Genomic DNA, 26,617 nt, shown 5'->3' with positions numbered 1-26,617 from the left:
GAGTCGTCCCATGCGTTTCGCCGCATACGAACACCAGCACCGCCACCGGGTGGCCGTCGTGGAGGACGACGGCACCCTCCTCCCGCTGCCCGGCGTCACCTCGCTCACCGCCCTGCTCGCCGAGACCGGCGGCCTGCCCGCCCTGCTCGCCGCCGGTGCCGCCGCCCTCGACGTGCCGTCCGGCCCGCATGTCGGCGAGGTGCGGCTGCTGCCTCCCCTGCGGCCCGCGTCGATCCGGGACTTCGTCACCTTCGAGGAACACGTCGAGGGCGTACGACGGTCCGTGGACGGCGCCGCCGGAGTGCCGGAGCAGTGGTACGCGGCCCCGACCTTCTACTTCACCAACCCGCACGCGCTCCACGGCCCCGGCGACGACGTCCCCGTGCCGCCGGGGTCGTCCGTGCTGGACTACGAGCTGGAGGTCGCCGCCGTCATCGGCCGCGAGGGCCGCGACCTCACCCCCGAACAGGCCCGCGAGCACATCGTCGGCTACACGGTCTTCAACGACTGGTCCGCGCGCGACCTCCAGTCGGCGGAGATGAAGGTCGGGCTCGGCCCCTGCAAGGGCAAGGACACGGCCACCACCCTCGGCCCCTACCTCGTCACCGCCGACGAACTGGAGCCGTACCGGGACCCCGACGGGTTCCTGCGCCTGGCGCTGACCGCCGAGATCAACGGCGAGACGGTCGGCGAGGACCTGCTCTCCAACATGAGCTGGACCTTCGAGGAGATGACCGCCTACGCCTCCCGCGGCACCCGTGTCGTCCCCGGTGACGTCCTCGGTTCCGGGACGTGCGGCAACGGCGGCTGCCTCGCCGAGCTGTGGGGCCGCAGCGGGGAGCGGAACCCGCCGCCGCTCAAGGCAGGCGACACCGTGAGTCTCACCGTCGAGGGCATCGGCACGCTCACCAACACGGTCGTCCCGGGCGTCGAGCCCGTGCCCCTGCCGAGCGGCAGGCGTCGTGGCCGGGAGCGGCCGTGAGCGGTCCGCACCCCAAGCGGCTGCTGGGCAAGGTCGTCGTGGTCACGGGCGCGGCCCGTGGCCAGGGCGCCGCCGAGGCCGCGACCCTCGTCCGGGAGGGCGCGCGCGTCATCGCCACCGACGTGAGGGACGCGCCCGGCTGCCGCCGGCTCGACGTGACCGACGAGAAGGACTGGGCGGACCTGGCCGCGGACCTGCGCGAGGCCTACGGCCAGGTGCACGGCCTCGTGAACAACGCGGGCATCACCTGGCGGGCCCGCGTCGGCGACGTACGCCCCGAGGACATGGCCCGGGTCCACGCGGTCAACGTCACCGGCCCGCTGCTCGGCATCCAGCACCTCGCGCCGCTCATGCCGCCCGGCTCCTCCGTCGTGAACGTCGGCTCCTCCGCGGCCCTGACCGGCCACTATCCGGTCGCCTACACGACGAGCAAGTGGGCGCTGCGGGGCCTGTCGAAGGCCGCCGCACTCGAACTCGGTCCGCGCGGGATCCGCGTCAACACGATCCATCCCGGCTACATCGAGACCGAGATGACCGCCTCGGCGGCTCCGGCGTTCCGCGAGGCCAACGTCCGCGAGACGCCGCTCGGCCGCACCGGGAGCGTCGACGAGGTCGCCCCGCTCGTCGTCTTCCTGCTGTCGGACGAGTCGTCGTTCATCACCGGCGCCGAGATCCCCGTGGACGGCGGCCTCACCGCGCACGGCGGCGTCAAGTCCGTCTCCGACGCCCTGCGTCCGCGGGCGGGCGGTGCCGTGTCCGACGAGGTGGCCGGCACGGCCGTCCTCCCCGCCTGCGACGAGGCTTCGCACCCCACCGGCGCCGGTCCCGCCGGCGACGTCGACCGGCAGGCAGCCCTGCCCGGAAAGGATCGTTCGTGAACAAAGTGAGTGCCGGCGCCGCCGAGGCGGTCGCCGACATCCCCGACGGGGCCTCGCTCGCCGTCGGCGGCTTCGGACTGAGCGGTGTGCCGGAGATCCTCGTCCGCGCCCTGTACGAGCAGGGCGCCACGGGACTGCGGGTCGTGTCGAACAACTGCGGTGTCGACGGCCGCGGCCTGGGCATCCTGCTGGCCGCCGGCCGCATCGCCCGGGTGACCGGCTCCTACGTCGGCGAGAACAAGGAGTTCGCCCGCCAGTACCTCGGCGGGGAACTCGAGGTGGAACTGACTCCGCAGGGCACCCTCGCCGAACGGCTGCGCGCCGGCGGCGCGGGCATCCCCGCCTTCTACACCCCGGCGGGCGTCGGCACCCAGGTCGCCCAGGGCGGCCTGCCCTGGCGCTACACACCAGACGGCACCGTCGCCGTCGCCTCGCCGCCCAAGGAGACCCGCGACTTCGACGGCCGTCCGCACGTCCTGGAGCACGGCATCACCACCGACTTCGCCCTGGTCCGCGCCTGGCGCGGCGACCGGCACGGCAACCTGTGCTTCCGCCGGGCCGCCGCCAACTTCAACCCCCTGGCGGCCATGGCGGGCCGCGTCACCGTCGCCGAGGTGGAGGAACTGGTGGAGCCGGGCGAGCTGCGCCCCGACGAGGTCCACCTGCCCGGCGTCTACGTGCAGAGGGTCGTGGCGCTGACCCCCGAGGAGGCCGCCGACAAGCAGATCGAACGCCTTTCGCTCTCCGCGTCTTCGACACGAGGGACGGTGAACGGCTGATGGCCTGGACCCGCGACCAGATGGCCGCCCGCGCCGCCGCCGAACTGACCGACGGCTCCTACGTCAACCTCGGCATCGGCCTGCCCACCCTGATCCCCGGTCACCTCCCGCCGGGCGTCCACGTCGTCCTGCACTCGGAGAACGGCATCCTGGGCACCGGCCCCTACCCCACCGAGGACCAGGTCGACCCGGACCTGATCAACGCCGGCAAGGAGACCGTCACGGTGCTGCCCGGCGCCTCCTTCTTCGACTCGGCGCTCTCCTTCGGCATGATCCGCGGCGGTCACATCGACACCGCGGTCCTGGGCGCGATGCAGGTCTCCGCGACCGGCGACCTCGCCAACTGGATGATTCCGGGCAAGATGGTCAAGGGCATGGGCGGCGCGATGGACCTCGTCCACGGCGCCCGCCGGGTCGTCGTCCTGATGGACCACACCGCCAAGGACGGCAGCCCGAAGATCCTTCAGGAGTGCACGCTGCCGCTCACCGGCGAGCGGTGCGTCCACCGCGTCGTCACGGATCTGGGCGTGCTCGACGTCACCGGCGGCGGCCTCGCCCTCGTGGAGACCGCGCCGGGCGTCACCGTCGAGGAGATCTCGGCCCGCACCGGCGCCGCCCTGCGCCTCGACGGCTTCACGGCCGCCTGCTGACCGGTTCGCCGCCGGCCCGCTGCCCGTGGGTGGGCAGCGGGCTAGGGCGTGTTTCGAAAGTCCCGTCTGCCCGGCGGCGTCTGGCACGCACGCTCGCCGCGTTGTCGGGATCACCCCGATACAACCAGTATCGGGGCGACCCTCCGCCTTGCGATCGCACGCACCAGACGCCGCCGGGCCTGCCCTTCGGGCAGACGACGCCACTTTCGAAACACGCCCTAGCGGCGGCTGCGCACGAGCAGGTACAGGAAGTACGGCGTTCCGATCACCGCCGTCATGAGGCCCGCGCCCAGCTGGGCGGGCGCGATGACGGTGCGGCCGATCAGGTCGGCCAGGCAGACGAGGGCCGCGCCGAGCAGGACGGCGACCGGCACCACCCGTACGTGCCTCCGGCCCACGAGGGTCCGCGCCGCGTGCGGCGCGACGAGGCCCACGAAGCCGATGGTGCCGGCCGAGGCGACGGCGGTCGCGCTGAGCAGGACGCTCAGCACGAGGAAGCCCAGGCGGACCCGGGACAGCCGCAGGCCGAGCAGCCGCGGGGTGTCCCCGTCCAGGGACACGAGGTCCAGTTCGGTGCGCCGGGCGACCGCCACGCCGACGCCCAGGGCCAGCACCAGCGCGACGGGCAGGACGTCCGGCAGGGTCCGCCCGTACGTCGAACCGGACAGCCAGGTCAGCGCCTTGGTGGCGTTGAAGGGGTCGGTCAGCACGATGAGCAGGCTGATCAGCGCCGTCGTGGCGGCGGCCACGCCGACGCCGACGAGGACCAGCCGGTTCTGCCGGTAACCGCCCCGGGCGGCGAGTCCGAAGACGACGGCGGAGGCCGTCGCGGCCCCGGCGAACGCCGCCCCCGCGACGGCCCAGGAGCCGGCGACGGGCACGGTGGTGACGAGGAGCACGGCGCCCAGCGCGGCTCCGCCGGAGACGCCCAGGACGCCGGGTTCGGCCAGCGGGTTGCGGGTGACGGCCTGGACCAGCGTGCCGGCCAGGGCGAGCGCCGCGCCCGCGCCGAGGGCGGCGAGCACGCGCGGCACCCGGGTGTCGAGGACGAAGGAGACCGCCCGCCCGGCCCGCCCCTGCGCCCAGTTGACGACGTCGCCGAGCAGGAGCCCGGTGTCGCCCAGCAGCACACCGGCGACCGTGACGCCGGCGAGCACGGCGACGAGGACGGCCACCGTGACCCGGAACGCCGTCCGGCCGGGGGTGCGCAGCCGGTCCGGAGCGCCGGCCTCGGCGGTGTCCCGCAGCCGCAGGGCCGTCACCACCAGGAACACGGAGCCGACGAGGCTGGTGACGATCCCGGTGGGGACGGCCACCGCCGTGTCCGCGGGCACCAGGGCCCGCAGCAGGACGTCCGACCCGAGGACCAGTCCCGCACCGGCCAGGCCGGCCGCGGGCCAGCCGGCACGGGCGCGGACGAATGCCGGGAACCGGCGGGCGAGCGGGCGGGTCAGGGCCGGGGCGCACAGGCCGACGAAGCCGATGGGCCCCGCCAGGGTGACCGCCGCGGCCGACAGCAGCGCCGCCAGGACGACCACCGTGACGCGGGTGGCGCGGACCGGGACGCCGAGCCCGCGCGCGGCGTCGTCGCCGAGGGCGAGCGCGTCGACCCGGCGGGCGGTGAGCAGCAGGCCGACGAGGCCGGCCGCGGCGACGGGCAGCATCTGCAGGACGCCGTCGAAGCCGTTCTGGCCGATGCTGCCCTGGTTCCACCGGTACAGGCCCTCGGTCTGCTCGGGGAACAGCAGGAGCAGGCCCTCGGTCACGGAGTTGAGGCCGAGGGCCAGCGCGGTGCCGGCGAGGACCAGCCGTACGGTGCCCGTGCCGAGGCCGGACAGGGCGAGGACGACGCCCGCGGCGAGGAGCCCGCCGGCGAAGGCGATCCCGGAGGAGGCGAGCAGCGGCAGCGAGACGCCGGTGGCGCCGGCCACGCCGAGCGCCAGGTAGGAACCGGCGTTCACGGCGAGGGTGTCGGGCGAGGCGAGCACGTTGCGGCTGACGGCCTGGAGTGCGGCCCCGGCCACCGCGAGCACGGCTCCGACCAGGAGGCCGGCGGTCGTGCGCGGCAGCCGGGAGGCGATCACGACGGACGCGTCCGCCGGATCGGCCTGCCCGGTCAGGGCTTTGAACACCTCGGCCGGTCCGACGGCGGCCGTGCCCTGGGTGATGTCGACGACGGCGAGGGCGGCGACCAGGAGCACCAGTGCGGCCGTCACCGCGGCGGCACCCCCGCGGGGCGGGGCCGCCTGCGGACGGGGGGCGGGGGCGGTCGCGGTGACGGTCATGGCTTCCGTTACTTCGTCAGCGCGTCGACGAGGGCGTCGATGTACGCCTGCATCGACCCGGGTCCGCCGAACATCCAGATGCCGTCGGGCAGCCGGTGCACCTCGCCGGCCTTCACGAACGGCAGGGACGTCCACACGGCGTTCTTCGCCAGGGCGCCGGTGAAGGGGGTGCTGTTCTCGTCGCCGTCGCTGCCGATGTAGGCGAACCGGGTGTCCTTCGGCAGGGCGGTGAGGCCCTCGACGTCGGTGGTGCCGAGGCCGTAGCTCGCGTCGCCCTTGACGGTCCAGGTGTTCTTCAGGCCGATCGCCTCGTTGACGCTGCCGATCAGCGAGCCGCCGGTGTACGGGCGCAGGGAGACCTGGTTGGAGGTGACGTACCCGTCGGCGAAGGCCAGCCCGGTGCCGGCGAGACCGGCGTCGGCGAGGGCCTTCCTGCCCTCGGCGACCTTGGCCTCCCAGGCGGTGCGGACCGCCTGGGCCTTGTCGGTGGTGCCGGTGGCCCGCGCGATGAGGTCGATGTTGTCGAGCATCAACCCGATCTGGTCGGCGGCGTCGGCGGACTTCACCTCCAGCACGGGGGCTGTCCTGCGCAGTTGCTTCACGGCCGCGGGCGGCAGGTCGGTGGTGGCGAGGACGAGGTCGGGCGCGAGGGAGGCGATGGTGTCCATGCTCGGCTCGCCGCGGGTGCCGATGTCCTTCGGCTCGGTGGTCAGCGGGACGGCGGTGTCCCAGGTCTTGTAGCCCTTGACGTCGGCGACACCGACGGGGTCGACACCGAGGGTGAGGAGGCTCTCGGTGACGTTCCACTCGGTGGTGACGACCTTGGTGGCGGGGCCGTCGAGCGTGACCTTGGTGCCGGTGGCGCCGGTGAGGGTGATGGCCTCGGAGGTCTTCTCCGCGCTGTCGGCGGCGGGCTCGGTGGTGCCGCACGCGGCGAGGGTGAGCGCCGCGGCGGTGGTGGCGGCCGCGGTGAGCAGGAGGCGTCTCATGAGGTGGTGCCGAGCCTTTCGCTGGGGGTGTGGCGGGTGTGGTGGCGGCCGACGGCACGGGTGCGCAGCCGGCCGGTGAGGGGGTCGTGGTCGACCTCGATGCGGATGCCGTAGACGGCGGTGAGGCGTTCCGGTGTCAGGACGTCCCCGGGTGGGCCGTCGGCGACGACGCGGCCCGCCTCGAGCAGCGTGATCCGGTCGGCGACGGCCGCCGCCTGGTCGAGGTCGTGGAGGACGACGCCGACGGCGATGCCGTGCTCGTCCGCCAAGTCGCGTATCAGGTCGAGGAGTTCGACTTGGTAGCGCAGGTCGAGGTAGGTGGTGGGCTCGTCCAGGAGCAGTACGCCGGTCTCCTGTGCGAGGCAGCCGGCGAGCCACACCCGCTGCAACTGCCCGCCGGACAGGTGGTCGGCGCCGCGTCCGGCGAGGTCGGTGACACCGGTCAGGTCGAGCGCCCGGTCGACCGCGGCGGCCGCGTCCGGGTCGGGCCGGCCGAAGCGGCCGCGGTGGGGGTAGCGGCCGAACTCGACGATGTCGCGCACGGTCAGTCCGCCGGGTGTCGGGCGGCTCTGGGTCAGCAGGGCGACGTGGCGCGAGAACTGACGGGGCGTCAGAGCGAGGCCGTCGGTGTCGTCGTCGATCCGGATCGCGGCGTGCCGGGCCCGCTGCAACCGGGCGATCGCCCGCAGGAGCGTGGACTTCCCGCTGCCGTTGGGGCCGACCAGGGCGGTCACCTCGCCGGGCCGCAGACCGACCGCGGCCCCATGGACGACGTCGACGCCGTCGTACGACACCGTGACGTCCGTGGCCGCCAGTTCGTGGCCGCGCAGGCGTGGGGTGCCGGCTGTTTCTCCACCAGATCTCACGTCAATAAGGTTAGCCTAACCTTATTGACGTGGATCACGCGGGGGCGGGCCCGCCTCGGCCGGCCGGCCAGGACGCCGGGTCCCACAGGCCCGAACGCCGCAGGGACTGCGGGCAGTGCAGGTAGACCTCGTCGATCTCCAGCACCAGGGCGAGCGCGGGGCGCCGGTCGTCCCGCGTCATGGCATCGAAGAACGGGGCGTCGGTGAGGACGCGGGCCCGCCCGTTGACCCGCAGTACGTCCTTGCCGCCCGGGACCAGGTACAGCAGGCCTGCGTGCGGGTTGTCGAGGATGTTGTGGAAGCTGTCGCCGCGCCGGTTGCCCGGCCGGTCGGGCAGGGCGAGCGTGCGCGCGTCGACGACGTGCGTGAACCCCGGGCCGTCCCCGCGCGGGGAGACGTCGCAGTTGCCGTCCGCGTCGGAGGTGGCCAGCAGACAGAAGGGCGAGCGGGCCAGTATGCCCAGGTCCTGATCGGTGAGCCGGTCGTGGACCTTCTCGATCACCACGGGCCAGGGCTCGCCCAGCACCTCGCGCAGCTCGGCCCGCGAGGCCAGCTCGACCCAGCCGCTCCCGGCGGCTGCGCCCGGCCCATCCACGGTGGCGTCGATCGCGTGCGGCAAGGCGAGCTCCAGGGGTGCGTGCGGCGAGCGGTTGCACATTGAACATTATCTCAAGTTAGGTTCGCCTTGCCTTACTGACTCGGGGTGCGGTGTCGCCGGTGCCGGGCACCGGGGTCCCCGGTGGGCGGGGTGTGGACCGGGGAGGGCTCGGGTAACCGGGCACGCATGTTCAAGCATCGGCGCGTGCGCGTCACCTGTGTCCTGGTGGTCGGCTGGGTCTTCTTCGCGGTCGTGGAACAGCGGTCGGGGCAGACCACGTGGCCGGCATCGCTGCTGCACCCGCTGGTCTGGGCCCTCGCCGTGTCGGGCACCTGGTGGTTCGCCGAGATGACGCAGCTGGGGCCGCGGACCGCCCGTCCCGTTCCGTCCGCGTCGGCGACGACGAACTCCTCGCGGCAGCCGGGGGGTTCGGCGACCGGCCGTCGACCGCTCCGCAAGCAGCCCGCGCACGAAGCCCGTTGCGTGCGGCCGGCCGGGCGAGAGGCACCGGTCGTTCACCCGGCCGCCCACGACACGGGCCCCAGCGGCCACCCGGGGAAGGACGGTGACCCGCGGGGGCGTGGACCGGCGGCGGGACGCGTGCGGAAGGGCGGGCGCCACGCGGCATGAAGGCGCCCGGCCGGGTTACCCGATGATCCGGCGGCAGAACCGCCGCCCACAGCTCTCAGGGAGACGCCATGCCGGTCAGGGCCAGCAACGCGCTCACCGTCGCCGCGGCGGCGCTCGCCGGAAGCGGAGTGGCCGTCACCGCCCTCCTGTGGTGCAGACACCGCTCGCACGCCGGCCAGGACCCGATCGGCGCCCGGCCCCCGTCACTCGGCGATCCCCGCCCGATGTCACCCGAGGACCTGCTGCGCCGGCACTGGAGCACGCTGCAACCGCTGGACCTGACACGCTAGTCGCGCTGCCGAACGGCCACCGGCTCCCTCCGTCCGCCCCCTCGGCGCGGCACGCCGCCCCGCCCGTGCGGTCCCCATGAGCTGGTCCGGCGAGGACGTGGGCGGGCGATTCCCGGGTATCCGCCCCACAGACCCGGAACTCCGCGTCATGGACACGGCCGACCGGCCGGTCCCGCGGCCGGGGCGGTTCACCCGGTGGAATCGGTCCGCCGGTCGGCGGGAAGGACGGACCGTGAGGGTACGCGCGCAGCGGAGGGACGACGGTCCGCGTCCCCACCCCCTTTCACCCCCCGTGCCGGCCGAGCGGCGGACCGCACCGCGACGCGGTCGGCCCGTCGTCGTCCCGGCGCCCTCCGCACGGCGGTTGCCGCCCTCGTGGGGCCTCGCCCTCCGCCGCACACCCGCGTCGATGTGGCGTGACGACGTGTCCGACTACGCGGCCGCACTCACCTACTACGCCATCCTGGCCGTCCTGCCGTCCCTCCTGGTGACCGTCATCGCCTTCAGCCTGGTCAGCCCCGCCACCGCGGGGGACTTCATCGCGCACGTGACGGCCTACGCACCGGGGCAGTCCGGGAGCGAACTCGAAGGGGTCATGGTCCGGATGGCGCGGCGCAGTTCCGCGGCCTGGGCGCTGCTGGGTGCCTGCACGGTGAGCGCCCTGTGGTCCGCCTCCAGCTATCTGGCCGTGTTCCGCCGGGCCCTGCACCGCATGCATCACGTCGCCGACTGCCGCTCTCCCCTGCGCAAGGCCCACCGCATCGTGCTCACCGCCTTCGCCCTGCTGGTCCTGCTCCTCGTCAGTTCGCTGCTCCTGCTGGTCACCGGTCCGGTCGCCGAGGCCGTCGGCGGTCTTCTCGGGCTCGACGAGGTGGCCGCCCGGGCGTGGGCCCTGCTGCGCTGGCCCCTCCTCCTGGGGCTGGTCGCGCTCCTGGTCGTCGTCGTCTTCCACATGGGCCCGGCCCCGGCGCGGCTGCGCAGGCACAGTCTGCCCGGCGGCGCCCTGGCGGCGGGCCTGTGGCTCACCGTCTCCGCGGGCTTCGCGCTCTACGCCTCCGCCCTGAGCACCTACAGCAGGCTGTACGGCTCGCTCGCCGGCATCGTCGTCTTCCTGGTCTGGCTGTGGCTGTCCAACCTCGCCCTGCTCGCCGGGGCCCAGTTCACGGCCGAGCTGAGCAGGCAGTCGTCGCCCCGCCGGTGACGGCCGGCGGCCCGGGCCCGGCCCGGCCGCCCCGGCCCGGTTCATCCCCCCTGGACGGCGGGTGTCCCCCGGTGGCTGCGCACCGCGTCGGCGTACGCCTGCGCGCTCGGCTTCGGACGGCGCTCGAACGTCTCGCGGTCGACTTCGTGCAGGCCGAGCTGGGCGCCGTACCCGAAGATCCACTCGAAGTTGTCCATGAGCGTCCAGTGGCAGTAGCCGAGGACGGGGGTGCCCGCGCCGGCCTCGGCCGCGAGGGCGTCGATCGCGGCCGGGATGAACGCGGCGCGCTGGGTGTCGTCCGCGGTCTGGATGCCGTGTTCGGTGACGAGCACCGGGACGCCGGCCACCTCGTGGGCGTAGCGCACCGCCCCTGCGAGGGAGCCGGGCTCGATGGCGGTGCCCATGCCGTTCAGCTCCCCGTCGGGCGTCACCTCGCCGCCGGGGCCGCCGCGCTGGTCGCCTTCCTGTTCGTCGAGCGGGCCAGCGCCCACCCGATCCTGGATCTGGGGGTCCTCCGGCGCCGTCCCGTGGCTCTCGCCCTCACGGCGGGCGGTCTCGCCCAGACCGTCGCGTTCACGATGCCGGGCCTGGCCATCCTGCTCGCGCTCTTCCCGCACATCCCCGGTGTCTCCGCCGGCCTCGGCTGGACCGCGCAGCACAACGCCGTGGTCAGCGTGAGCTGGAACCTGGTGATGTTCGGCACCGGCCTCTTCGCCAGCCGCTTCCTGCGCCGCCCGGACCCCCGCAAGGTCTGGATCGCCGGCCTGGCGGTCATGGCGCTGGGCTACACGCTCGTCGGCTTCTTCCACGGCGACGAGACGGAACTGATCCTGACATCGTGCATCGCCAACATCGGTTCCGGCATCGTGGTGGCGACCGCGCCGGTGCTCGTCGTCGGCGTCGTCTCGCGCGACGAACAGGGACTGGGCAGCGGCATGCTCAACATGCTCATCAGCCTGTTCGGCGCGATCGTCACCGCCGGCGCGTACGCCCTCCTCAACGCGCACAGCACCGTGGTCGACGGCACCGCCTTCTACCAGGACGCCGGTTACGCCTGGGTCTTCTGGCTCGGCGCCCTCGTCACCCTCCTGGCCCTGGCGCTCTCCCTGTTCATCCCCCGGCTGCGGGATCCGGAGACCGACGACGTGCTGCCCGGCTGAGCGGGACGGCGGGGCGGGACGACGTGCTGCCCCGCCGAGCGGTGGCGGCGCCGGGGCGGGGGATCAGGCCGGCCCGTCCCGGTGCCGCGTCGGGCACCGGGACGGGTCGGACCGCCCGTCTACTGGGCGTAGGTCTCGAACTTGGCGACCTTCGGTGTGCCCGTCGAACCGGTGATCTCGAAGGTGACCTTGCTCAGCGAGGTCCGCGGGAAGGTGATGGCACCCGCGCCGCTGCCCGAGGTCAGCACGGCGCCGGTGTCACCGTTGACCACCTTCCAGGCGCCGATGGCACCCGTCGCCCCCGCCGCCTCGCGGATGTGGATCCGGGAAACGGACGTGGCGGAACCCCACTTGATCGAGATGGCGCCGGTCGAGGCGGCGGGCGACCAGTACGTGCTCATGTCGCCGTCCCGCACGTTGCCGTAACTCGTGCCGGTGGCCTTGCTGGAGCCGTCCGACCCGGCCCCGATGCTCAGGTTGGTACCGCTGGGCTGGCTCGGCCCCGAGGTGGGGCTGGGGGTCGGGGTCGGCGTGGCGGACGTGGGCGGGGTGGTCGGGGTCGGCGTGGGCGACTGCACGGCGCAGCTGCCGTTCGACACCTGGAGGCCCTTGCCCGCCCCGGCCGTGCGGCTGACGACGTCCGGCACGCACGCGGCGGCGTCGAGCGTGTAGGGGTAGGGGATGCTGACCGTGGTGTTGGACTGCGGGTTCGGCCCGGCGGGGTTGTTGTCGGTGCCGGGGGCGGACCACGTCACGTTGTCGAAGACGTTGCCGCTGACCTGCCAGTAGCCGGCCGCGTCCGTGTAGAAGGTGCCCAGGACGTCCTTGGAGTCCTCGAAGTAGTTGTTGTCCACCTTGGCGCGCGCTCCGGCACGGGAGTTGATGCCGGACTCGTTCAGGCTCACGTAGTGGTTGTTGTAGATGTGGGCCGTTCCGCCGCGCAGCAGGGGCGTGCGGGAGTCGATGTTCTGGTAGAGGTTGTGGTGGAAGGTGACGAACCCGTTCGACTGGTCGCTCTCGCTGGAGCCGATCAGACCGCCGCGCCCGGAGTTGCGCAGGACGCTGTACGACAGCGTCACGTACTTGGTGTCGTCCTTCATGTCGAAGAGGCCGTCGTAGCCTTCCGACTCGCCGCCCGACGCCTCCAGGGTCGTGTGGTCGACCCAGACGTTGCGGACGCCGCTCTCCATGCCGATGGCGTCGCCGCCGTTGGAGGTGGGCGAGCCCGACTTCTTGACGTTCTTGATCGTCACGTTCTGGATGATGATGTTGCTGGCCTCACGGATGTGGATGCCCAGCTGGTCGAAGACGGCTCCGCCGCCGACGCCGACGATGGTGACGTTGCTGATCTGCTTCAGCTCGATCACCCCGGCGGCGGTGTTGCAGCTGCTGCCCGACACCTTGGCCGTGTTGCCGTGGTTGATGGTCCCCTCGACCTCGATGGTGATGGGGGTGCTGCTGCTGGCCCTGCCGCACAGGGCCGCGTGGATCGCGGTTCCGGTGGTGGCCCGCACCGTCTGGCCGCCGGCTCCGCCGGTGGTACCGCCGTTCTGGGTCGCGTAACCGGTCGCGGCACCGGTCGCCGCGGAGGCCTCCGGCATCGACAGCACGACACCGGCCGCGGCCGCGAGGGCCATCGCGGCCGATGCGGCGGAGAGCCGCAGGGCGACTTTTCTTTGCATGGATGTCTCCTGATTCTTCGTTCTGCCTGGCCTCGCATTGCTGCCGCACACGGCGAAGGTTTGTCCGTGGACCGTCAATCCGGGCCGACGGGAAGAGCATGGGGGACGGTCGCACGCCGGCTCGTCATGACGCGCACCCTTCGTTCGGCGGCACGTCGGCGTCGCGGGACGCCCCGTACCGGATCACTGGCGGCTCGTGCACAAGTCGCGGCGCCCACCGCGACGGTCGGCTCCCCTCGGGACGGTCCCGGTCCCGAGAAAGCGCTTTCCGTGCGGCGACGATAGGGGTCCGGTGGCCAGGTGGCAAGAGTTTGAGAAGGGTGGGCACGGAAGGCGGCGACCACCCGCGCCCTCATTCCGCTTCACGACATACAGCGCTCGCACCCGAGTCGTGGCATTGCTTCCGCGAACAGACTTCCCTGCCCGTCGAGCCGTTTCCGCCACAACCGGGCTTCCCAGGCGGCACGGCGCCCGACATCCCCGCACGTTCCCATACGTGAACCTGAGTGATGTACGTGATCAGCTCGGGAGTCCGGGCGGCGCCACCGTGAGGGTCTCGACGCGGCGCAGGGTGACCACGGTCCTTGCCGCGCGGACACCGCTCAGAGCACCGGGCTCCTCGTCGACGAAGGCATGGAGGCCGTCCGTCACTTGCCGGAGGCCGACGGCAACCTGGTCCGTGAGATGCCCGGCGCGCGCCTCGACGACCCCGGCACGCGCCTCGACGACCCCGCCGAGGCCGGGACGATCGCGCCGGCCCTCACCACCGAGGACAACATCGACCGGGCATCCCCGTACCGCCTCGCCCGACGCGCGTGCCCGGCCGGCCCTCCGGTCAGGGCGCCGTGGTCCGGGTCAGCCGCTCGGCGAGCGTGGCCGCGAACTCCTCGGCGCGTGCCAGCTGGACGCGCAGATCCTCGACCCGCCGCTGCGCGGCCTGCTCGAAGCCGCGGATGCGCGTCCGCAGCTCCTCGCGCTCCGCGGGCGTGAGTTCGTCGTCCGAGTCCAGACGGTCCGTCGCCTCGAGCAGGCCGCGCATCTCGTCGAGGGTGAAGCCGAGGGGTTTCATCCGGCGGATGACCATCAGGCGCGCGACGTCGGCCTCGGTGTAGAGGCGGAAACCGCCCTGGGAGCGGGCGGAGGGGATGACGAGGCCGGCGTCCTCGTAGTGCCGGATCGTGCGCAGCGACAGCTCGGTCCGTGCGGCGACCTCGCCGATCTGCATGTGCTCGCTGCTCACGCGGGCGCCCTTCTCGTCTCCGGCGGCGGCCACCGGAAGCCGGCGCCGATCCCTACCCTAACGTCAGGGTAGAGTTGCCCCGGCCCGGGGACGGCTCTCCGCGGTGCCTTTCTCCCGGTACGGGCCCGCCGTCCCGCGCCGTCCCTCGTGCCGGGGCCGACGAAGCCCCCGGCGAAATCCGTTGTCCGCAGGAGAGAGCATGCGCATGTCCGTGACGACCGGCGTCGCCGTCCTCCCGCCGTGAGCCTTCACCGCCGGGCGGTGCCCGCCGCCCTCACGGCTCGCCCCTGAGCCGCCCGCCGGCCCCGTTCCGCCCCTCGCGGACCTCATGGAGGACCGGCCCGGTCATCCGCGCCTTCCCCCTCTCCTTGCCTCTCCCCCGTCTCTCCCCCGCCCTTCCGCGCGCCCGCCGTGATGCCGGGTGTGCCCGAACACGACAGGTCTGCCTTCTCTTGTCCTCCTCCGCACCGTCCCCGGCCGCGTGGCTGCGTGGCCCCCGGCGTCCCGGCCTGCTGTCCGACCCGAAAGTGCTGCGCACCGAGGTGCTGGCCGGTCTCGTGGTCGCCCTGGCGCTGATCCCGGAGGCGATCTCGTTCTCGATCATCGCCGGGGTCGACCCGGCCATCGGTCTGTTCGCCTCCTTCACCATGGCCGTCACCATCGCCGTGGTCGGCGGCCGGCCGGCGATGATCTCCGCGGCCACCGGCGCGGTGGCCCTGGTCATCGCCCCGCTGAACCGTGAGCACGGCTTCGGCCACCTGGTGGCGGCCGTCATCCTGGCCGGCGTCATCCAGATCGCCCTGGGCGCGCTCGGGGTGGCGAAGCTGATGCGGTTCGTGCCGCGCAGCGTGATGGTGGGCTTCGTCAACTCCCTGGCCGTCCTGATCTTCATGGCGCAGGTTCCGGAGATGACGGACGTGCCCTGGCCGGTCTATCCGCTGATCGCCGCCGGCCTGGCCCTCATGGTGTTCTTCCCCAAGGTCACCACGGTGGTCCCGGCCCCGCTGGTGTCCATCGTCGTCCTCACGGCCGTCACGGTCGCGGCGGGGATCGCGGTGCCGACCGTCGGCGACAAGGGGGACCTTCCCTCCGCGCTGCCGGTGCCCGGCCTGCCGGACGTGCCGTTCACGCTGGACACCCTGACCACCGTCGCCCCCTACGCGCTCGCCATGGCCCTGGTCGGGCTGATGGAGTCGCTGATGACCGCCAAGCTGGTCGACGACATCACCGACACCCGGTCGTCCAAGACCCGTGAGTCGGTCGGGCAGGGCGTCGCCAACATCGTCACCGGTTTCTTCGGCGGCATGGGCGGCTGCGCCATGATCGGCCAGACGATGATCAACGTACGGGTTTCCGGCGCCCGTACCCGTCTGTCGACGTTCCTGGCGGGCGCCTTCCTGATGGTGCTGTGCATCGTCTTCGGCCCGGTCGTCTCGGACATCCCCATGGCCGCGCTCGTCGCCGTGATGGTCATGGTGTCGGTGGCCACCTTCGACTGGCACTCCGTCGCACCGAGGACGCTCGGACGGATGCCGGCGGGGGAGATCACCGTCATGGCGGTCACCGTCGTCTGTGTGGTCGCCACCCACAACCTCGCCATCGGTGTCGTCGTCGGCTCCGTCACGGCGATGGTCGTCTTCGCCAGGCGTGTCGCCCACTTCGCCGAGGTCAGCTCGGTCACCGACCCCGACGGCTCGACCGTCGTCCACCGGGTCACCGGTGAGCTGTTCTTCGCCTCCTCCAACGACCTCGTCGACCGCTTCGACTACACCACCGAAGCCGACCGCGTCGTCATCGACCTGTCCGCCGCCCACATCTGGGACGCCTCCTCGGTCGCCGCGCTGGACGCCGTCGAGCACAAGTACGCCCAGCGCGGCAAGACCGTCGAGATCACCGGCCTCAACGAGGCCAGCGCCCGCATCCACGGGACGCTCAGCGGCGAACTCACGGGCAGCGGCTGACCGGACGCCGTCGGCCGCGCGGCGGGCGGGACACCGCGGGCCTTGGGACACCGCCGTGAAGACGGACGGCTCTCAGGCGCGGGCGAGTTCGGCCGCGCCGAAGGACACGTCGAAGCGGTCGCACCAGATGCTGACACTGCGGTAGTCCGACGGGTCCAGGTCGGCGGGGAGGACGTAGTTGTGGCTTCCCTTGTTGCCCTTGAGCCTGCCGAGGCTGACGTGCTCCGCCTCGTCGAAGACGTACCATCCGGCGCGCCCCCGCTGCACCGGCGCGTCGGTCAGCCAGACGCGCAGGTCCGGTCCGTTGCTGGTGTCCAGGTTCTCCAGCCGGACGACGTGGGAGCCGTCGGCCAGCCGTACGAGCTTCACCGTGCCCGAGGTCGCGTGCTCGTGGCCGATCAGCTCACCGCTCGCCAATGTGTGCGGACCGGTGGCCGGGGCGGACTGCCCGGAGGGCTCGTCCGAGGGGGCCGGTGCGGGAGCCGACGCCGAAGGGGCCGAGCCGCTCACGGCTCCGGGGAGAGCCTCTTGGACGGTCTCGTCCTGCCACAGCTTCCACGGCTGGAACCAGTACAGACCCCATCCGACGCCCGCCACCGCCACCACCAGCACCGCAATGGCCGACGGCCCGGTCAGTGCCCTGCGCACGCGCCCCATCTTCGCCCCGATCTCCAGGAGTTCACTTCGTCGTCCGCCCATTCAACGGGCGCGGACGGCCGCCGCGCACGCCGTGGCCGATGACGAAATCCTTACGTCGCACCGGTCGCACCGGTCGCACCGGTCGCACTGTTCGAACGGCGGCAACGCGGTGCGGGCTGAGACCGACCGCGGGAAGGCTGCGCTCCGTAGTATCACTTCGACACAACGCCGTACCGGTCGTGGGTCGGCGGCCCGCGACCTGTCGGGTCCTATCAAGGAGCGTGAGCGTCATGTCCGAGACCACCACACAGACAAACGGGGTGACCAGCCAGTATGCGGCGCAGGTCGCCGGTGACCTGGAGCGCAACCTCAAGGAGCAGGACCGCATCGCCGGTGAGATCGCCGTGCTGCAGGAGCAGTTGGCCTCCCTGGAGAAGGACCGCACGGTGCTGCTGAACGTGCAGCAGGCCCTCGGTGTGGAGTCCGCGCCCGCCGCGCCCGCGGTCGAGGAGGCCGCGAACGAGGAGGCCGCGGTCGAGAAGGCCTCCAACGAGAAGGCCGCGGTCGAGAAGGCCGCGGCGGTGCCCGCTCCCCGGAAGAAGGCCTCGGCCGGCGCCTCCCGCCGGTCGAAGGCCGCCAAGCCCGCGGCGGCGGCTGCGAAGCCGGCCGTCAAGAAGGCGGCGGCCGGCAAGGCGGCCCCGAAGGCGGATCAGCCCTCGCTCGTCTTTCTCGTCCGCGAGCACCTCGCCGGCCGGAGCGAGCCGCGCTCCGCGGCCGAGGTCGCCCAGTCGTTGGGTGAGCAGCACCCCGAACGGGGCATCAAGACCACCGTCGTGCGCAGCACCCTCGAAGGGCTGGTCGCCAAGAACCAGGCCCAGCGCAGCAAGCAGGGCTCGTCGGTCTTCTACACCTCCCCGGAGGCGCCTGCCGCCCCGGCCGCGAGCGCGGAGGAGGCGCCGGGAGAGGGGCAGTCCGCGTAAGGCGGGACCGACGGCTCCCGCACCGCGTGGTCCACGAGGCCGCCGCGGCCGTCGCGCGGCGGCCCGGACCGCCCGCGTCCCAGGCGTCCGGCCGTCACGCGGGCGGGGGCGCGCGGCGGACCCGGTCCCGCCACGCCGCAGGCAGCACCGGCCGGCGTCGTTCACGAGGACCGGGAGAGCCGGCCTTCGTCAGAACAGGTCGATCGGACCGGCACGGTCGACGAAGCGTCCCGAACCGGCGCCGGGCCCCTCGGTCACCAGCCGGACGATCGCGTCGGTGCCCTCGGTGAGGGTCTGGGGACCGCTGTGGCCGTTGAGGTCGGTCGCCGTGTAGCCGGGATCGGCGGCATTGACGCGGATGTCCTCGAACGCCTTGGCGTACTGCGTGGTCAGCATCGTGAGGGCCGCCTTGGAGGCGGTGTAGAGGGGCACGACGATCGCCGACTCGACGCGCGACGGGTCGTGGGTGAAGGCGAGCGATCCCATCCCGCTGCTGACGTTGACGATGACGGGGTCCGGGGACCGGCGCAGCAGCGGCAGGAAGGCCGTGGTCGTCCGGACCACGCCGAAGACGTTGACGTCGAAGACGCCGAGGGCGTCCGCGCCGGTCAGGTCGCTCGGATCGCCGTACGGACCGTGCACGCCTGCGTTGTTGACGAGAACGTCCAGCACGCCCTCGTGGGCGGCGACGTCGGCCGCCGCGGCGGCGACGGAGGCGTCGTCGGTGACGTCGATCCGGACGAACCGCGCACCCAGCGCGGCCGCGGCGGCGGCACCCCGTTCCGGGTCGCGGGCTCCCACGATCACGGTGTGGCCGAGTGCGGTGAGGCGGCGGGCGGTCTCGTGGCCGAGACCCTTGTTGGCTCCGGTGATGAATACGGTGGTCATGCGTCGATCGTTCGCGACGCGGCGGAGGTGCACCAGGGACGCCGCGACCGTAGGAACGGCAGTACCACCGTCGGACGGGGCAGGATGGACGGCATGGCAACGCAGTACGGCACGGCACCACAGCACGGCACGGCACCACAGCAGGGCGTCGGTCTGGGCGCGACGGTCCGCGCCTGGCGGGAGCGGCTGTCCCCGTCGTCCGTGGGACTGCCGTCGGGCCGGGCGCGCCGCACGACCGGACTGCGCCGCGAGGAACTCGCCGAGCGCGCCGGTCTCTCGGTCGACTACGTGGTGCGCCTGGAACAGGGCCGGGCCACGCGCCCTTCCGCACAGGTGGTCGCCTCCCTCGCGGACGCCCTGCGACTGACCCGCCCCGAACGAGACCACCTCCACCGCATGGCCGGACTGGTCCCCGTGAACGACGAGCCGGTCCCCGACCGCGTCCCGCCGGGGGTCCACCGGCTGCTGAACCGGCTCGGGGACGCCGCGGTCGCCGTGTTCGCAGCGGACTGGCGGTTGATCCACTGGAACCCTGCGTGGGCGGCACTGCTCGGCGACCCTGCGGCGACGCCGCCGGAACTGCGCAACTTCGCCCGGGAACGGTTCCCGGTCGGCCCCGGGCGCGGACGCGTCGCACACTGGCCGGTGCTCGAGGAGAACCGCGACCGTTGCGACCTCTCCATCGTGTCGGACCTGCGCCGGGCGTCCGGCCGCTTCCCCCACGACACACGCCTGAACGAGCTGATCCGGGTCCTCGCCACGGGCAATCGCACCTTCGCCCGGCTGTGGGCGAGCGGCACGGTGGCCGCGCACCGCCAGGACCGCAAGACGGTCGAGCACCCCACGGTCGGGCGCGTGGAAGTGGACTGCGACGTCCTGACCGACGGCGACTGCGAACTCAAGATCGTGATCCTGACCGCGTCGCCCGGCAGCACGGACGAGGACAGGCTGCGGCTCGCCATGTCCGCCGACTCCGGCAGCAGGCCCACGCCCTCTCCCTGACCACCCGTCGACCACCCGGCCCCTGTCACCCCTCACCCATCACCCCTCGCTGAACCCCTCACCGAGCCGCATCCGGGCATCGCGGCGGGACGCGCACGGGACGTAGGCTGTGCTCGGCAGGGACACGGTGGGGGCGTACATGCGGGTGGAAGAAGCACGGAGTTGGGGGTCGGCCCTCGATTCGGTCGTGGTGTACGCGCAGGGCGCGCTCTGCCGCCGCCTGGCCCGCGGCAGCGTGCCGCCGGACGGGCGGGTACGGGTGACGGGGCTGCCCCGCTCGCTGGATCCCGGCTCACTGCGGGCGCGCGTCCTCGGCACTCCCGGCGTGCGTGTCGTCGAGGCCAGGGTGGAGGTCGGGGCCGAGCCGCGGGACGCCGACGCACCCGATACGTTGCGGCGCGAGGTGGAGCGGCTGAGCGACGCGTACGCGGCGGCACAGGGGCGTCGGGACCGGCAGCTGGACCTGATCCGGGACGTCGCGGCCCTGCACCCGGTCCCGCCGGCCCGCAGGCGCGACGACCCGCATCGGCGCACCCCGGTCGACGCGTGGCTGGAACTCGCCGACTTCGTCGAACGACGGCTGACGGACCTGCACACCCGCCTCGCCGAGCTCGACGAGGCACTGCGCCTCGTCGGGCACGACCTCGCCGTCGCCACGGACCGGCTGGCCCGCGCCTCCACCGACGTGCCGCCGGCGCACGTCGGGACCACGGTCTCCGCGGTCCTCACCCTCGCCGGCGGCAGCGGTGGCGCGGAAACGGAACTGGAGCTGGAGTACGGGGTGCCGGGCGCCGTCTGGGTGCCGGCCTACCGTCTCGGCCACCGCCGGGGCGAGGACAGCGGCCGTCTGGTGCTGCGCGCCTCGGTCGCCCAGCGCACCGGGGAGGACTGGACGGGCGTACGGGTCGCCCTGTCCACCGCCGACCTGCGGCGCCGCACCGGTCTGCCCAGGCTCAGCTCGGTCCGGATCGGGCGCCGTCAGCCCGCCCCCGCCCCCTCCGGCTGGCGCGAGCCCCCGGCCGGGCTCGCCGACCTGTTCACCGGATACGACGCCCCGGGCCCGCGTCCCGCCGCGGCCACCACGCCCGGGTTTCCGGGAGCGGCACCGATGGCCGTCGCGGCCGACCTCGCTCCCCCGGTCCCGCCGCCTCCACCGTCCTACGGCGGGCCCCCGCCCCTGCCCGCGGCGCCCGGCGGCGCACCCGTCGGCGCCCCGGTGCCCTTCGGCGGCCCGGTGCCGGACCTCGCGCAGCCGACCAGGTCGCGTCCGGGCGGCGCGCCGCGTACCGCCGGCAGGGCCTTCGCGGCTCCCGCGGCCAAGGCGCCCCCGGCGCCGGGGCGGGCCGCGCCGCCGCCGCCCGCCCCGGCGGTCGGTCCGCCGCAGCCGAGTGGCGCCGAACTCGACTACGCGGCACTGGTGTTGTGCGGCCCCGACGAGCAGGGCGATCGCCGGGGCCGGCTGTTCCCCGACTCCCCCTTCGACCCGGTGGCGGCCGAGCACCGCCGCCGCGCCGAGGCGGTGGCCGCGCTGCCGCTGCCCGGGCACGCCGTGCGGCCCCGCGAGTCGGCGGGCTCCTTCGACCACCGCTTCGACGCCGCCGCCCGCGCCGACATCCCCTCGGACGGCACCTGGCACACCGTCACCGTCGGCGAGATCCCGGTCGGTCTGCGCACCGAGTACCTGTGCGTGCCGTCGGTGGAGCCGACCGTGTACGCCACCCTCGTGCTCTCCAACGCCACCGACCAGGCCCTGCTGGCCGGGCCGGTGGAGGTCACCGTCGACGACGACTTCCTGCTGACCACCGCACTGCCCACCCTCGCGCCCGGCGGTGTGCGCCGGGTGGGACTCGGGCCGGCCGAGGGCATCCGGGTCACCCGCCGCACGAACCTGCGCGAGTCGACGGCGGGCCTGCGCAACAACATCACCGTGCTCGACCACCGCGTGCACGTGGAACTGGCCAGCCAACTCGCCGGGCCCGTGACCGTCGAGGTCCGCGAGCCGGTGCCGGTGACCTCCGACCCGGATGTCCGGATCGAGGAACGGGCGGACTGGACGGCACCCGAGGACGGTGCCGGGTCCGACCGGCACGCACCGGGCACCCGCGTCTGGCGGGTGACGCTGCCCGCCGGCGGCACCACCGCTCTCGACGGCGGCTACGAGATCCGCATCCCGGCCGGCAAGTCCCTCGTCGGCGGCAACCGCAGGAGCTGACCCACCCATGTCCACGGCCCCGAAGCCGATCGCCCTCCCCGTCACCGCCGTCACCTGCCTGGAGGACCGCGCCCACGTCGAACGCGCCGCCGTGCTCGACCTGCGGGCCGGTGTCCAGCGGCTGCGGCTCGGGCCGGTCAGCGCGCTGGCCGTCGACCGCACCCTGCACGCCGAACTGACCGCCGAGCACGGCGCGACCGTGCTCGACGTGCGGATCGTCCGCACATGGACGCCGCGCGGGCCGCTGCCGTCCGCCGACGACGACTCCGCCCTCCGCCACCACGTGCACGCCCTCGAACAGGAACGGCTCGCCGTCGAGCAGCGCCGCGACCGGCTGCGGTCGCGCCTCGACCTGCTCGGCCGCCTCGCCGCCGACCTGCTGCGGGAGATCGGCGAGGGCGCCGGTCGCGGGGAGACCGAGGCGCCGCGCTGGGCCCGCGAACTGGACCGGGTGGACGCCGAGCGCGACGCGTGCGGTGAGCGACTGCGCGCCGCGGAAGCCCGGCTGACCGCGCTGGCCGCCGAACTCGGCGAGGCACAGCGGGCCATGGACCTCGCGGAGTCGGAACCCGCCGAGCTGGTCGGATATGTGGAGCTGACCGTGGAGGCCGGTGCCGCCGGCCCGGCGGGGCTGCGCCTGACCCACCTCACCCCCTGCGCGCTGTGGCGGCCCGCCTACCGGGCCGTGCTCGACGGGGACTCCCTCACGCTGGAGACCGACGCGATGGTCTGGCAGCGCACCGGCGAGGACTGGTCGGACGTACGGCTGACGTTGTCGACGGCCCGGTCCGCGGCGGCCGCCGAACCGCCGCGCCTGCGGGAGGACCGGCTGACGCTCACGGACCGCACCGCGGCGGAGCGCCGCACGGTCGACGTCGAGCTGCGCGAACAGGAGATCGGCGACCTCGGCCCGGCCCCCGTGCTCGGCCTGCCGGGAGTCGCCGACGGCGGCGAGACACGCGTGCTCAACGCCTCCGCGCCGGTCTCGGTGCCCGCGGACGGCCGCGCCCACCGCGTGCCCCTGTCCGCCTTCACCACGGCGGCACGAAGCGAGTACGCCTGCGCGCCCGAGCTGTCCCCCCTGGTCACCCGCGTCGCACGGTTCGACAACCGCTCCGGCCACGCCCTGCTCGCCGGGCCCGTGGACCTGGTCCGCGACAGCGGGTTCACCGGCCGCGGCGCCCTGGACTTCACGGCCCCGGGCGCCCCCGTCGAGCTGGCCTTCGGGAGCTGCGACGACTACCGCGTGGTCCGGCACGCCGAGGAGTCCCGCACCTCCCCCGGCCTGAGCCAGCGGACCGTGGCCACCCACACCGTCCGGCTGCACCTCTCCCGGTTCTCCGCCCCCGCCGAACGGGCCGGACAGACCGTCGCCGTGCGGGAGCGCATCCCCGTCTCCGAGGTCTCGGCGGTGGAGGTACGTCTGCGCGAGGAGGCCTGCTCCCCTGTGCCCGACACGGTCGACGCGGAGGGCATCGCCCGCTGGGACGTCGTCCTGCCTCCCGGCGGCCGCCGCACGATCACCCTGGTCTACGAGCTGTCGGCGAGCGCGAAGGTGGCGGGACTGCCGGAAATGTGAGGCGAGGGCGCGCCCGGCCGGCCCCCGTCGGCCGTGAACCGCCCGCTGCCGCGGGGCCACCGCGGCACCGTCACCGCGGCCACGGCCCGCGCTCCCGGCCCGCCTCCGTCCCGGCGCAGGACCGGCGGGCGTCCGGCAGGCCGACGAGGTGGCGGGGCGGGCAACCGGCCACCGGCCCCGTACCGCCGTCAGTACGGGGCCGGTCGCTCCGGCACGGGCGAGGCCGCCGCCCGGGCACCGACCACCTTGCCGGGCCGTACGTTGCAACACCGTTGCACGGTCCGGCGCGCCCGGTGGCAGCGCCCCGATCCGCCCGGCGAGTGAATCGACGGTGGTGCGGCCGCCGCCGGTGCCGTACCGGCCCGGCTCGCGCCGCGGCGCCCCACCGGTACGCGCGGACTCAGGCGGGTACTCCGGGTTCCATGGCCGGCATCGAACTCATCAGCAGCGCGTTCGACGACCACGCCGTTCTGGCGCGCAGGTACGCGTACGAAGGAGAGAACGAATCCCCGCCGCTGACGTGGAGCGGCATCCCGGACGAGGCGACCGAGCTGGTGCTGTTGTGCGAGGACCCCGACGCGCCGTCGGGCACGTTCGTGCACTGGGTGGTGGTCGGCATCGACCCCCGCAGCGGCGGTACGGAAGCGGGCGAGGTCCCGCCCGGCGGCACCGAACTCGTCAACGGCTTCCACGAACGGGGCTGGGGCGGACCACACCCACCGCCGGGAGACGAGGCACACCGGTACTACTTCCGCCTGTACGCGCTCGGGGAGCCGTGCGTCCTCCCCGAGGCGCCGAGCGCCGCCCTGGTCCACCGGGCCGTCGAGGACCGGCGGCTCGCCGTCGGCACCCTCGTGGCGCTCTACCGGCGCTGAACGGGGACCGGGGCCCGCGGCAGGAGGGACGTCCTCGCCGCGCCCCGCGTCACGCCCTCACCGTGCGCCGCGCTCACGCCGCAGCCGACGCCCGACGACCAGGAGGTCGGCTGCCGCCAGCAGGGCCAGGGCCCCGCACAGGACGGCGACGGCGATCAGCGGGCCGCGTCCCGGGCTGTCGCCCGGACCCGAGTGGGCGGCCCACACGGCGAGGGCGACGGCCGCCGCGACGAACACCGGCACGAAGACACCGGACAGCAGCAGGCGCAGTGCGAGCGGGCTCTGTGCGGTGGTCGGTTCGGTTCCGGTCCTCGGGAAGCGCCGGCCGAGCGTCCCCGAACGCGCGCGACGCGCCCGCTGCTCACGGCGTCCCGGGTCCGATGCGCTCATGGTGTTCCTCCTCCGGATGGGTCCGGCTCCCGCCGTGCCCCCGGCGCGCGGCGCACCGCGACGCAGGGGGCAGACGGCCGGCCGTCCTCCGTGCCCGTCGGCACGCTCACGTCGTCTCCGGGACCGTGCGCCGCGCCGCGCGGCGGATCCGCGTCCGACCGGTCACTTCTCGCCCCGGGCCGGCGTCCGGGCCGGTCCCGGCTGCGCGGTCGCGCGGGACTCGTGCGCGGAGTGCAGCCGGTCGTCGCACCACCGCCTGGCCGTCGCGGCGACGTGTTCCAGAGCGCCCGGTTCCTCGAACAGGTGCGTCGCCCCCGGGACGACGTGCAGGGCGTGCGGGCACCGCATGCGCCGGGCCGCTTCCTGGTTGAGGGCCAGCACGTGCTGATCCCGCCCGCCGACCAGGAGCAGTACCGGGACCGTCACCTGCTCCAGGGCGTCCCCCGCGAGATCCGGACGCCCGCCGCGCGACACCACGGTCAGCACGCGGTCCGGCCGTTCGACGGCCGCCACCAGCGCCGCCGCGGCGCCGGTACTGGCGCCGAACAGGACGACGGGCAGGTTGTGGGTGTCGGGCTGGGTCCCCAGCCAGTCGATCGCGGCCACGACCCGCCGGCCCAGGAGCGCGATGTCGAACCGGTGCTCGGCGGTCAGCGCGTCGTGCCGCTCCTCGCGCTCGCCGAGCAGATCCATCAGCAGCGTGCCCAGCCCGGCGGTGCGCAGTTCGGCGGCCACCATGCGGTTGCGCGGACTGTGCCGGGAGCTGCCGCTGCCGTGTGCGAAGAGCACCACGGCCCGCGCCGGTGCCGGGACGACGAGGTCACCGGAGAGCGTGACCTCACCGGCGGGCACCAGAACCATGTCGGAGGTGGTCATCGGTATCAGCCTCTTCCCCATCGGCCGATCCTGCGGATCGCCACGACCCGGATGTCCCCCACCGCGTACCCACGATGCCGGGGGGAACCCGCTCGCGGGAGCGGGGTTCCCGTTTGGCCGTCGTCCGGGAGGAAACCCCGGACAGGAGAGGACGGCCGCGCTCACCGCACGCACTCCCGCGAACGGGAACGTGCGGGAGACGGACGGGGTGGGAGGGACGGGGAGGCGGACGGGAACCGTCCCCGACGGGCCGGTTCCGCCCGCGCCGGAGACCGTGCGCACGTCCTCGTCCGAGGAAGGCAGGTGAGAGGTCATGCGATTCCAGGACCGTCGCCACGCAGGCCGGGAACTCGCCGCCCGGCTGCTGGAGTGGTCGGCGGACGGTGCTCTCGCCGATCCCCTCGTCCTGGCCCTCCCCCGGGGTGGCGTCCCGGTGGCCGTCGAGGTCGCCCGGGCGCTCGGGGCACCGCTCGACGTCCTCGTGACGCGGAAGATCGGCGTCCCGGGGCACCCCGAGACCGGCATCGGCGCGATCGTGGGGGACGATCCTCCCCTGTTCGACCGGCGCTCGGTGGAGATGCTCGGCCTGAGCGGGGACGTGCTCGGTCCGGACGTGACCCGTGAGCGGACCGAACTGCGGCGCCGGGAACGGCGGTACCGCGGCGACCGGCCCGCACCGCACGTCGAGGGCAGGACCGTGATCGTCGTCGACGACGGACTCGCCACCGGCGTCACCGCGCGTGCCGCCCTGCGCCACCTGCGCCGGCAAGGGCCCGCCCGGCTGATCCTGGCCGTTCCGGTCGGCGCACCCGAGTCGGCGGTGGCCATGAGCTCGGAGGCGGACGACGTCGTCTGCCTGCACCAGCCGCCGGACTTCCGGGCGGTCGGTCTGTGGTACGCCGACTTCGACCAGGTCGGCGACGAGGAGGTCGCACGGACCCTGCAAGGGCACAGCGCCGGCGCGGGCAGGGGCTGAGGGAAAGGA

26 protein-coding genes and 1 pseudogene are annotated in these 26,617 nt (G+C 73.9%); 15 read left to right on the top strand and 12 right to left on the bottom strand.

Features of this window, described 5'->3' with window-relative positions:
- Positions 1-10: 10 nt before the first annotated feature.
- From ACIP5W_RS13370 to ACIP5W_RS13355, 4 genes and pseudogenes are all read left to right on the top strand, one after another.
- Entirely contained in the window at positions 11-982 is a 972-nt protein-coding gene (locus ACIP5W_RS13370; protein WP_401471330.1) for a fumarylacetoacetate hydrolase family protein, read from the top strand.
- Positions 979-1,716, top strand: a pseudogene (locus ACIP5W_RS13365) (SDR family NAD(P)-dependent oxidoreductase); the annotation flags it as partial. The gene ACIP5W_RS13370 and the pseudogene ACIP5W_RS13365, both read left to right, overlap by 4 nt.
- Positions 1,717-1,856: 140 nt before the next feature.
- Positions 1,857-2,639 carry a CoA transferase subunit A gene (locus ACIP5W_RS13360; protein ID WP_401471327.1) on the top strand — a complete coding sequence of 261 codons (783 nt, stop codon included), beginning with the start codon at positions 1,857-1,859 and terminating at the stop codon, positions 2,637-2,639.
- Complete coding sequence (locus ACIP5W_RS13355; protein WP_401471324.1) at positions 2,639-3,289, top strand: CoA transferase subunit B; 651 nt, start codon at positions 2,639-2,641, stop codon at positions 3,287-3,289. Before ACIP5W_RS13360 ends, ACIP5W_RS13355 begins: the two co-directional genes overlap by 1 nt.
- Positions 3,290-3,507: 218 nt before the next feature.
- Here the strand turns inward: ACIP5W_RS13355 and ACIP5W_RS13350 are convergent, their stop codons facing one another.
- From ACIP5W_RS13350 to ACIP5W_RS13335, 4 genes are read right to left on the bottom strand one after another with little or no spacing between them, the layout of a single operon-like run.
- Positions 3,508-5,574, bottom strand: coding sequence for an iron ABC transporter permease (locus ACIP5W_RS13350; RefSeq protein ID WP_401471321.1), 2,067 nt, complete (start codon positions 5,572-5,574; stop codon positions 3,508-3,510).
- Between the two features lie 8 nt (positions 5,575-5,582).
- Positions 5,583-6,563, bottom strand: a complete 981-nt coding sequence (locus ACIP5W_RS13345; protein WP_401471318.1) for an ABC transporter substrate-binding protein — start codon at positions 6,561-6,563, stop codon at positions 5,583-5,585.
- Complete coding sequence (locus ACIP5W_RS13340) at positions 6,560-7,429, bottom strand: ABC transporter ATP-binding protein (RefSeq protein WP_401471315.1); 870 nt, start codon at positions 7,427-7,429, stop codon at positions 6,560-6,562. Before ACIP5W_RS13340 ends, ACIP5W_RS13345 begins: the two co-directional genes overlap by 4 nt.
- Positions 7,430-7,463: 34 nt before the next feature.
- Positions 7,464-8,048: an MSMEG_1061 family FMN-dependent PPOX-type flavoprotein gene (locus ACIP5W_RS13335; protein ID WP_401471312.1), complete on the bottom strand. Its 585-nt coding sequence runs from the start codon at positions 8,046-8,048 to the stop codon at positions 7,464-7,466.
- A gap of 165 nt (positions 8,049-8,213) precedes the next feature.
- Between ACIP5W_RS13335 and ACIP5W_RS13330 the strand changes: the two genes are divergently transcribed.
- The 3 genes from ACIP5W_RS13330 (at position 8,214) to ACIP5W_RS13320 (ending at position 10,148) form a co-directional block, all read left to right on the top strand.
- Positions 8,214-8,657, top strand: a complete 444-nt coding sequence (locus tag ACIP5W_RS13330; RefSeq protein ID WP_401471309.1) for a hypothetical protein — start codon at positions 8,214-8,216, stop codon at positions 8,655-8,657.
- Positions 8,658-8,725: 68 nt separating this feature from the next.
- Positions 8,726-8,947: a hypothetical protein gene (locus ACIP5W_RS13325; protein ID WP_401471306.1), complete on the top strand. Its 222-nt coding sequence runs from the start codon at positions 8,726-8,728 to the stop codon at positions 8,945-8,947.
- Positions 8,948-9,356: 409 nt separating this feature from the next.
- Positions 9,357-10,148 carry a YihY/virulence factor BrkB family protein gene (locus ACIP5W_RS13320; protein WP_401471303.1) on the top strand — a complete coding sequence of 264 codons (792 nt, stop codon included), beginning with the start codon at positions 9,357-9,359 and terminating at the stop codon, positions 10,146-10,148.
- Positions 10,149-10,189: 41 nt separating this feature from the next.
- Here the strand turns inward: ACIP5W_RS13320 and ACIP5W_RS13315 are convergent, their stop codons facing one another.
- The gene (locus ACIP5W_RS13315; protein WP_401471300.1) at positions 10,190-10,639 is read right to left on the bottom strand and encodes a family 1 glycosylhydrolase; all 450 of its coding nucleotides are present in this window, start codon (positions 10,637-10,639) and stop codon (positions 10,190-10,192) included.
- Between the two features lie 36 nt (positions 10,640-10,675).
- Between ACIP5W_RS13315 and ACIP5W_RS13310 the strand changes: the two genes are divergently transcribed.
- Positions 10,676-11,308: an MFS transporter gene (locus ACIP5W_RS13310; protein WP_401471297.1), complete on the top strand. Its 633-nt coding sequence runs from the start codon at positions 10,676-10,678 to the stop codon at positions 11,306-11,308.
- A 119-nt stretch (positions 11,309-11,427) separates the two neighbouring features.
- Here ACIP5W_RS13310 and ACIP5W_RS13305 read toward each other — a convergent pair whose 3' ends face one another.
- From ACIP5W_RS13305 to ACIP5W_RS13295, 3 genes are all read right to left on the bottom strand, one after another.
- Positions 11,428-12,990, bottom strand: a complete 1,563-nt coding sequence (locus tag ACIP5W_RS13305; protein WP_401471294.1) for a polysaccharide lyase family 1 protein — start codon at positions 12,988-12,990, stop codon at positions 11,428-11,430.
- A 519-nt stretch (positions 12,991-13,509) separates the two neighbouring features.
- On the bottom strand, positions 13,510-13,641 hold the full coding sequence (locus ACIP5W_RS13300; RefSeq protein WP_401471291.1) for a hypothetical protein: 132 nt from the start codon (positions 13,639-13,641) through the stop codon (positions 13,510-13,512).
- Between the two features lie 184 nt (positions 13,642-13,825).
- Entirely contained in the window at positions 13,826-14,230 is a 405-nt protein-coding gene (locus tag ACIP5W_RS13295) for a MerR family transcriptional regulator (RefSeq protein WP_401471288.1), read from the bottom strand.
- Between the two features lie 452 nt (positions 14,231-14,682).
- Between ACIP5W_RS13295 and ACIP5W_RS13290 the strand changes: the two genes are divergently transcribed.
- Positions 14,683-16,191 carry a SulP family inorganic anion transporter gene (locus tag ACIP5W_RS13290; RefSeq protein WP_401471285.1) on the top strand — a complete coding sequence of 503 codons (1,509 nt, stop codon included), beginning with the start codon at positions 14,683-14,685 and terminating at the stop codon, positions 16,189-16,191.
- Positions 16,192-16,263: 72 nt separating this feature from the next.
- Here the strand turns inward: ACIP5W_RS13290 and ACIP5W_RS13285 are convergent, their stop codons facing one another.
- Positions 16,264-16,848: a DM13 domain-containing protein gene (locus tag ACIP5W_RS13285; RefSeq protein ID WP_401471925.1), complete on the bottom strand. Its 585-nt coding sequence runs from the start codon at positions 16,846-16,848 to the stop codon at positions 16,264-16,266.
- A 272-nt stretch (positions 16,849-17,120) separates the two neighbouring features.
- On the opposite strand from ACIP5W_RS13285, the gene ACIP5W_RS13280 reads away from it, so the two are divergent.
- Complete coding sequence (locus ACIP5W_RS13280) at positions 17,121-17,810, top strand: hypothetical protein (RefSeq protein WP_401471282.1); 690 nt, start codon at positions 17,121-17,123, stop codon at positions 17,808-17,810.
- Positions 17,811-17,999: 189 nt separating this feature from the next.
- Here the strand turns inward: ACIP5W_RS13280 and ACIP5W_RS13275 are convergent, their stop codons facing one another.
- The gene (locus ACIP5W_RS13275) at positions 18,000-18,698 is read right to left on the bottom strand and encodes an SDR family NAD(P)-dependent oxidoreductase (protein WP_401471279.1); all 699 of its coding nucleotides are present in this window, start codon (positions 18,696-18,698) and stop codon (positions 18,000-18,002) included.
- 84 nt (positions 18,699-18,782) lie between these two features.
- Between ACIP5W_RS13275 and ACIP5W_RS13270 the strand changes: the two genes are divergently transcribed.
- From ACIP5W_RS13270 to ACIP5W_RS13255, 4 genes are all read left to right on the top strand, one after another.
- Positions 18,783-19,700 carry a helix-turn-helix transcriptional regulator gene (locus ACIP5W_RS13270; RefSeq protein ID WP_401471276.1) on the top strand — a complete coding sequence of 306 codons (918 nt, stop codon included), beginning with the start codon at positions 18,783-18,785 and terminating at the stop codon, positions 19,698-19,700.
- Positions 19,701-19,839: 139 nt separating this feature from the next.
- Positions 19,840-21,912, top strand: a complete 2,073-nt coding sequence (locus tag ACIP5W_RS13265) for a DUF4139 domain-containing protein (RefSeq protein ID WP_401471922.1) — start codon at positions 19,840-19,842, stop codon at positions 21,910-21,912.
- A 7-nt stretch (positions 21,913-21,919) separates the two neighbouring features.
- Positions 21,920-23,491 (top strand): DUF4139 domain-containing protein, encoded by a 1,572-nt coding sequence (locus tag ACIP5W_RS13260; protein WP_401471273.1) that lies wholly within the window; start codon positions 21,920-21,922, stop codon positions 23,489-23,491.
- A 422-nt stretch (positions 23,492-23,913) separates the two neighbouring features.
- The gene (locus tag ACIP5W_RS13255) at positions 23,914-24,366 is read left to right on the top strand and encodes a YbhB/YbcL family Raf kinase inhibitor-like protein (protein ID WP_401471270.1); all 453 of its coding nucleotides are present in this window, start codon (positions 23,914-23,916) and stop codon (positions 24,364-24,366) included.
- 57 nt (positions 24,367-24,423) lie between these two features.
- On the opposite strand, the gene ACIP5W_RS13250 is transcribed toward ACIP5W_RS13255, so the two are convergent.
- Together ACIP5W_RS13250 and ACIP5W_RS13245 are read right to left on the bottom strand one after the other, a co-directional pair.
- Positions 24,424-24,756, bottom strand: coding sequence for a DUF6343 family protein (locus ACIP5W_RS13250; RefSeq protein WP_401471267.1), 333 nt, complete (start codon positions 24,754-24,756; stop codon positions 24,424-24,426).
- 162 nt (positions 24,757-24,918) lie between these two features.
- Positions 24,919-25,632 (bottom strand): dienelactone hydrolase family protein, encoded by a 714-nt coding sequence (locus ACIP5W_RS13245; RefSeq protein WP_401471264.1) that lies wholly within the window; start codon positions 25,630-25,632, stop codon positions 24,919-24,921.
- A 313-nt stretch (positions 25,633-25,945) separates the two neighbouring features.
- On the opposite strand from ACIP5W_RS13245, the gene ACIP5W_RS13240 reads away from it, so the two are divergent.
- Positions 25,946-26,608, top strand: a complete 663-nt coding sequence (locus tag ACIP5W_RS13240; protein WP_401471261.1) for a phosphoribosyltransferase — start codon at positions 25,946-25,948, stop codon at positions 26,606-26,608.
- Positions 26,609-26,617 lie beyond the last annotated feature (9 nt).

It is taken from the genome of Streptomyces sp. NPDC088766 (assembly GCF_044750845.1).
Classification (GTDB): domain Bacteria; phylum Actinomycetota; class Actinomycetes; order Streptomycetales; family Streptomycetaceae; genus Streptomyces.
This window is presented reverse-complemented; position numbering and strand designations above follow the sequence as displayed.

Excerpts from the sequence above, each read along its gene's own strand:
- ACIP5W_RS13320 (WP_401471303.1), top strand. The coding sequence starts at position 9,357 with ATGTGGCGTGACGACGTGTCCGACTACGCGGCCGCACTCACCTACTAC.
- ACIP5W_RS13330 (WP_401471309.1), top strand. The coding sequence starts at position 8,214 with ATGTTCAAGCATCGGCGCGTGCGCGTCACCTGTGTCCTGGTGGTCGGC.
- ACIP5W_RS13280 (WP_401471282.1), top strand. The coding sequence starts at position 17,121 with ATGTCCGAGACCACCACACAGACAAACGGGGTGACCAGCCAGTATGCG.
- ACIP5W_RS13370 (WP_401471330.1), top strand. The coding sequence starts at position 11 with ATGCGTTTCGCCGCATACGAACACCAGCACCGCCACCGGGTGGCCGTC.
- ACIP5W_RS13260 (WP_401471273.1), top strand. The coding sequence starts at position 21,920 with ATGTCCACGGCCCCGAAGCCGATCGCCCTCCCCGTCACCGCCGTCACC.
- ACIP5W_RS13245 (WP_401471264.1), bottom strand. The coding sequence starts at position 25,632 with ATGACCACCTCCGACATGGTTCTGGTGCCCGCCGGTGAGGTCACGCTC.
- ACIP5W_RS13265 (WP_401471922.1), top strand. The coding sequence starts at position 19,840 with ATGCGGGTGGAAGAAGCACGGAGTTGGGGGTCGGCCCTCGATTCGGTC.
- ACIP5W_RS13250 (WP_401471267.1), bottom strand. The coding sequence starts at position 24,756 with ATGAGCGCATCGGACCCGGGACGCCGTGAGCAGCGGGCGCGTCGCGCG.
- ACIP5W_RS13305 (WP_401471294.1), bottom strand. The coding sequence starts at position 12,990 with ATGCAAAGAAAAGTCGCCCTGCGGCTCTCCGCCGCATCGGCCGCGATG.
- ACIP5W_RS13255 (WP_401471270.1), top strand. The coding sequence starts at position 23,914 with ATGGCCGGCATCGAACTCATCAGCAGCGCGTTCGACGACCACGCCGTT.
- ACIP5W_RS13325 (WP_401471306.1), top strand. The coding sequence starts at position 8,726 with ATGCCGGTCAGGGCCAGCAACGCGCTCACCGTCGCCGCGGCGGCGCTC.
- ACIP5W_RS13355 (WP_401471324.1), top strand. The coding sequence starts at position 2,639 with ATGGCCTGGACCCGCGACCAGATGGCCGCCCGCGCCGCCGCCGAACTG.
- ACIP5W_RS13270 (WP_401471276.1), top strand. The coding sequence starts at position 18,783 with ATGGACGGCATGGCAACGCAGTACGGCACGGCACCACAGCACGGCACG.
- ACIP5W_RS13350 (WP_401471321.1), bottom strand. The coding sequence starts at position 5,574 with ATGACCGTCACCGCGACCGCCCCCGCCCCCCGTCCGCAGGCGGCCCCG.
- ACIP5W_RS13240 (WP_401471261.1), top strand. The coding sequence starts at position 25,946 with ATGCGATTCCAGGACCGTCGCCACGCAGGCCGGGAACTCGCCGCCCGG.
- ACIP5W_RS13345 (WP_401471318.1), bottom strand. The coding sequence starts at position 6,563 with ATGAGACGCCTCCTGCTCACCGCGGCCGCCACCACCGCCGCGGCGCTC.
- ACIP5W_RS13275 (WP_401471279.1), bottom strand. The coding sequence starts at position 18,698 with ATGACCACCGTATTCATCACCGGAGCCAACAAGGGTCTCGGCCACGAG.
- ACIP5W_RS13285 (WP_401471925.1), bottom strand. The coding sequence starts at position 16,848 with ATGGGGCGCGTGCGCAGGGCACTGACCGGGCCGTCGGCCATTGCGGTG.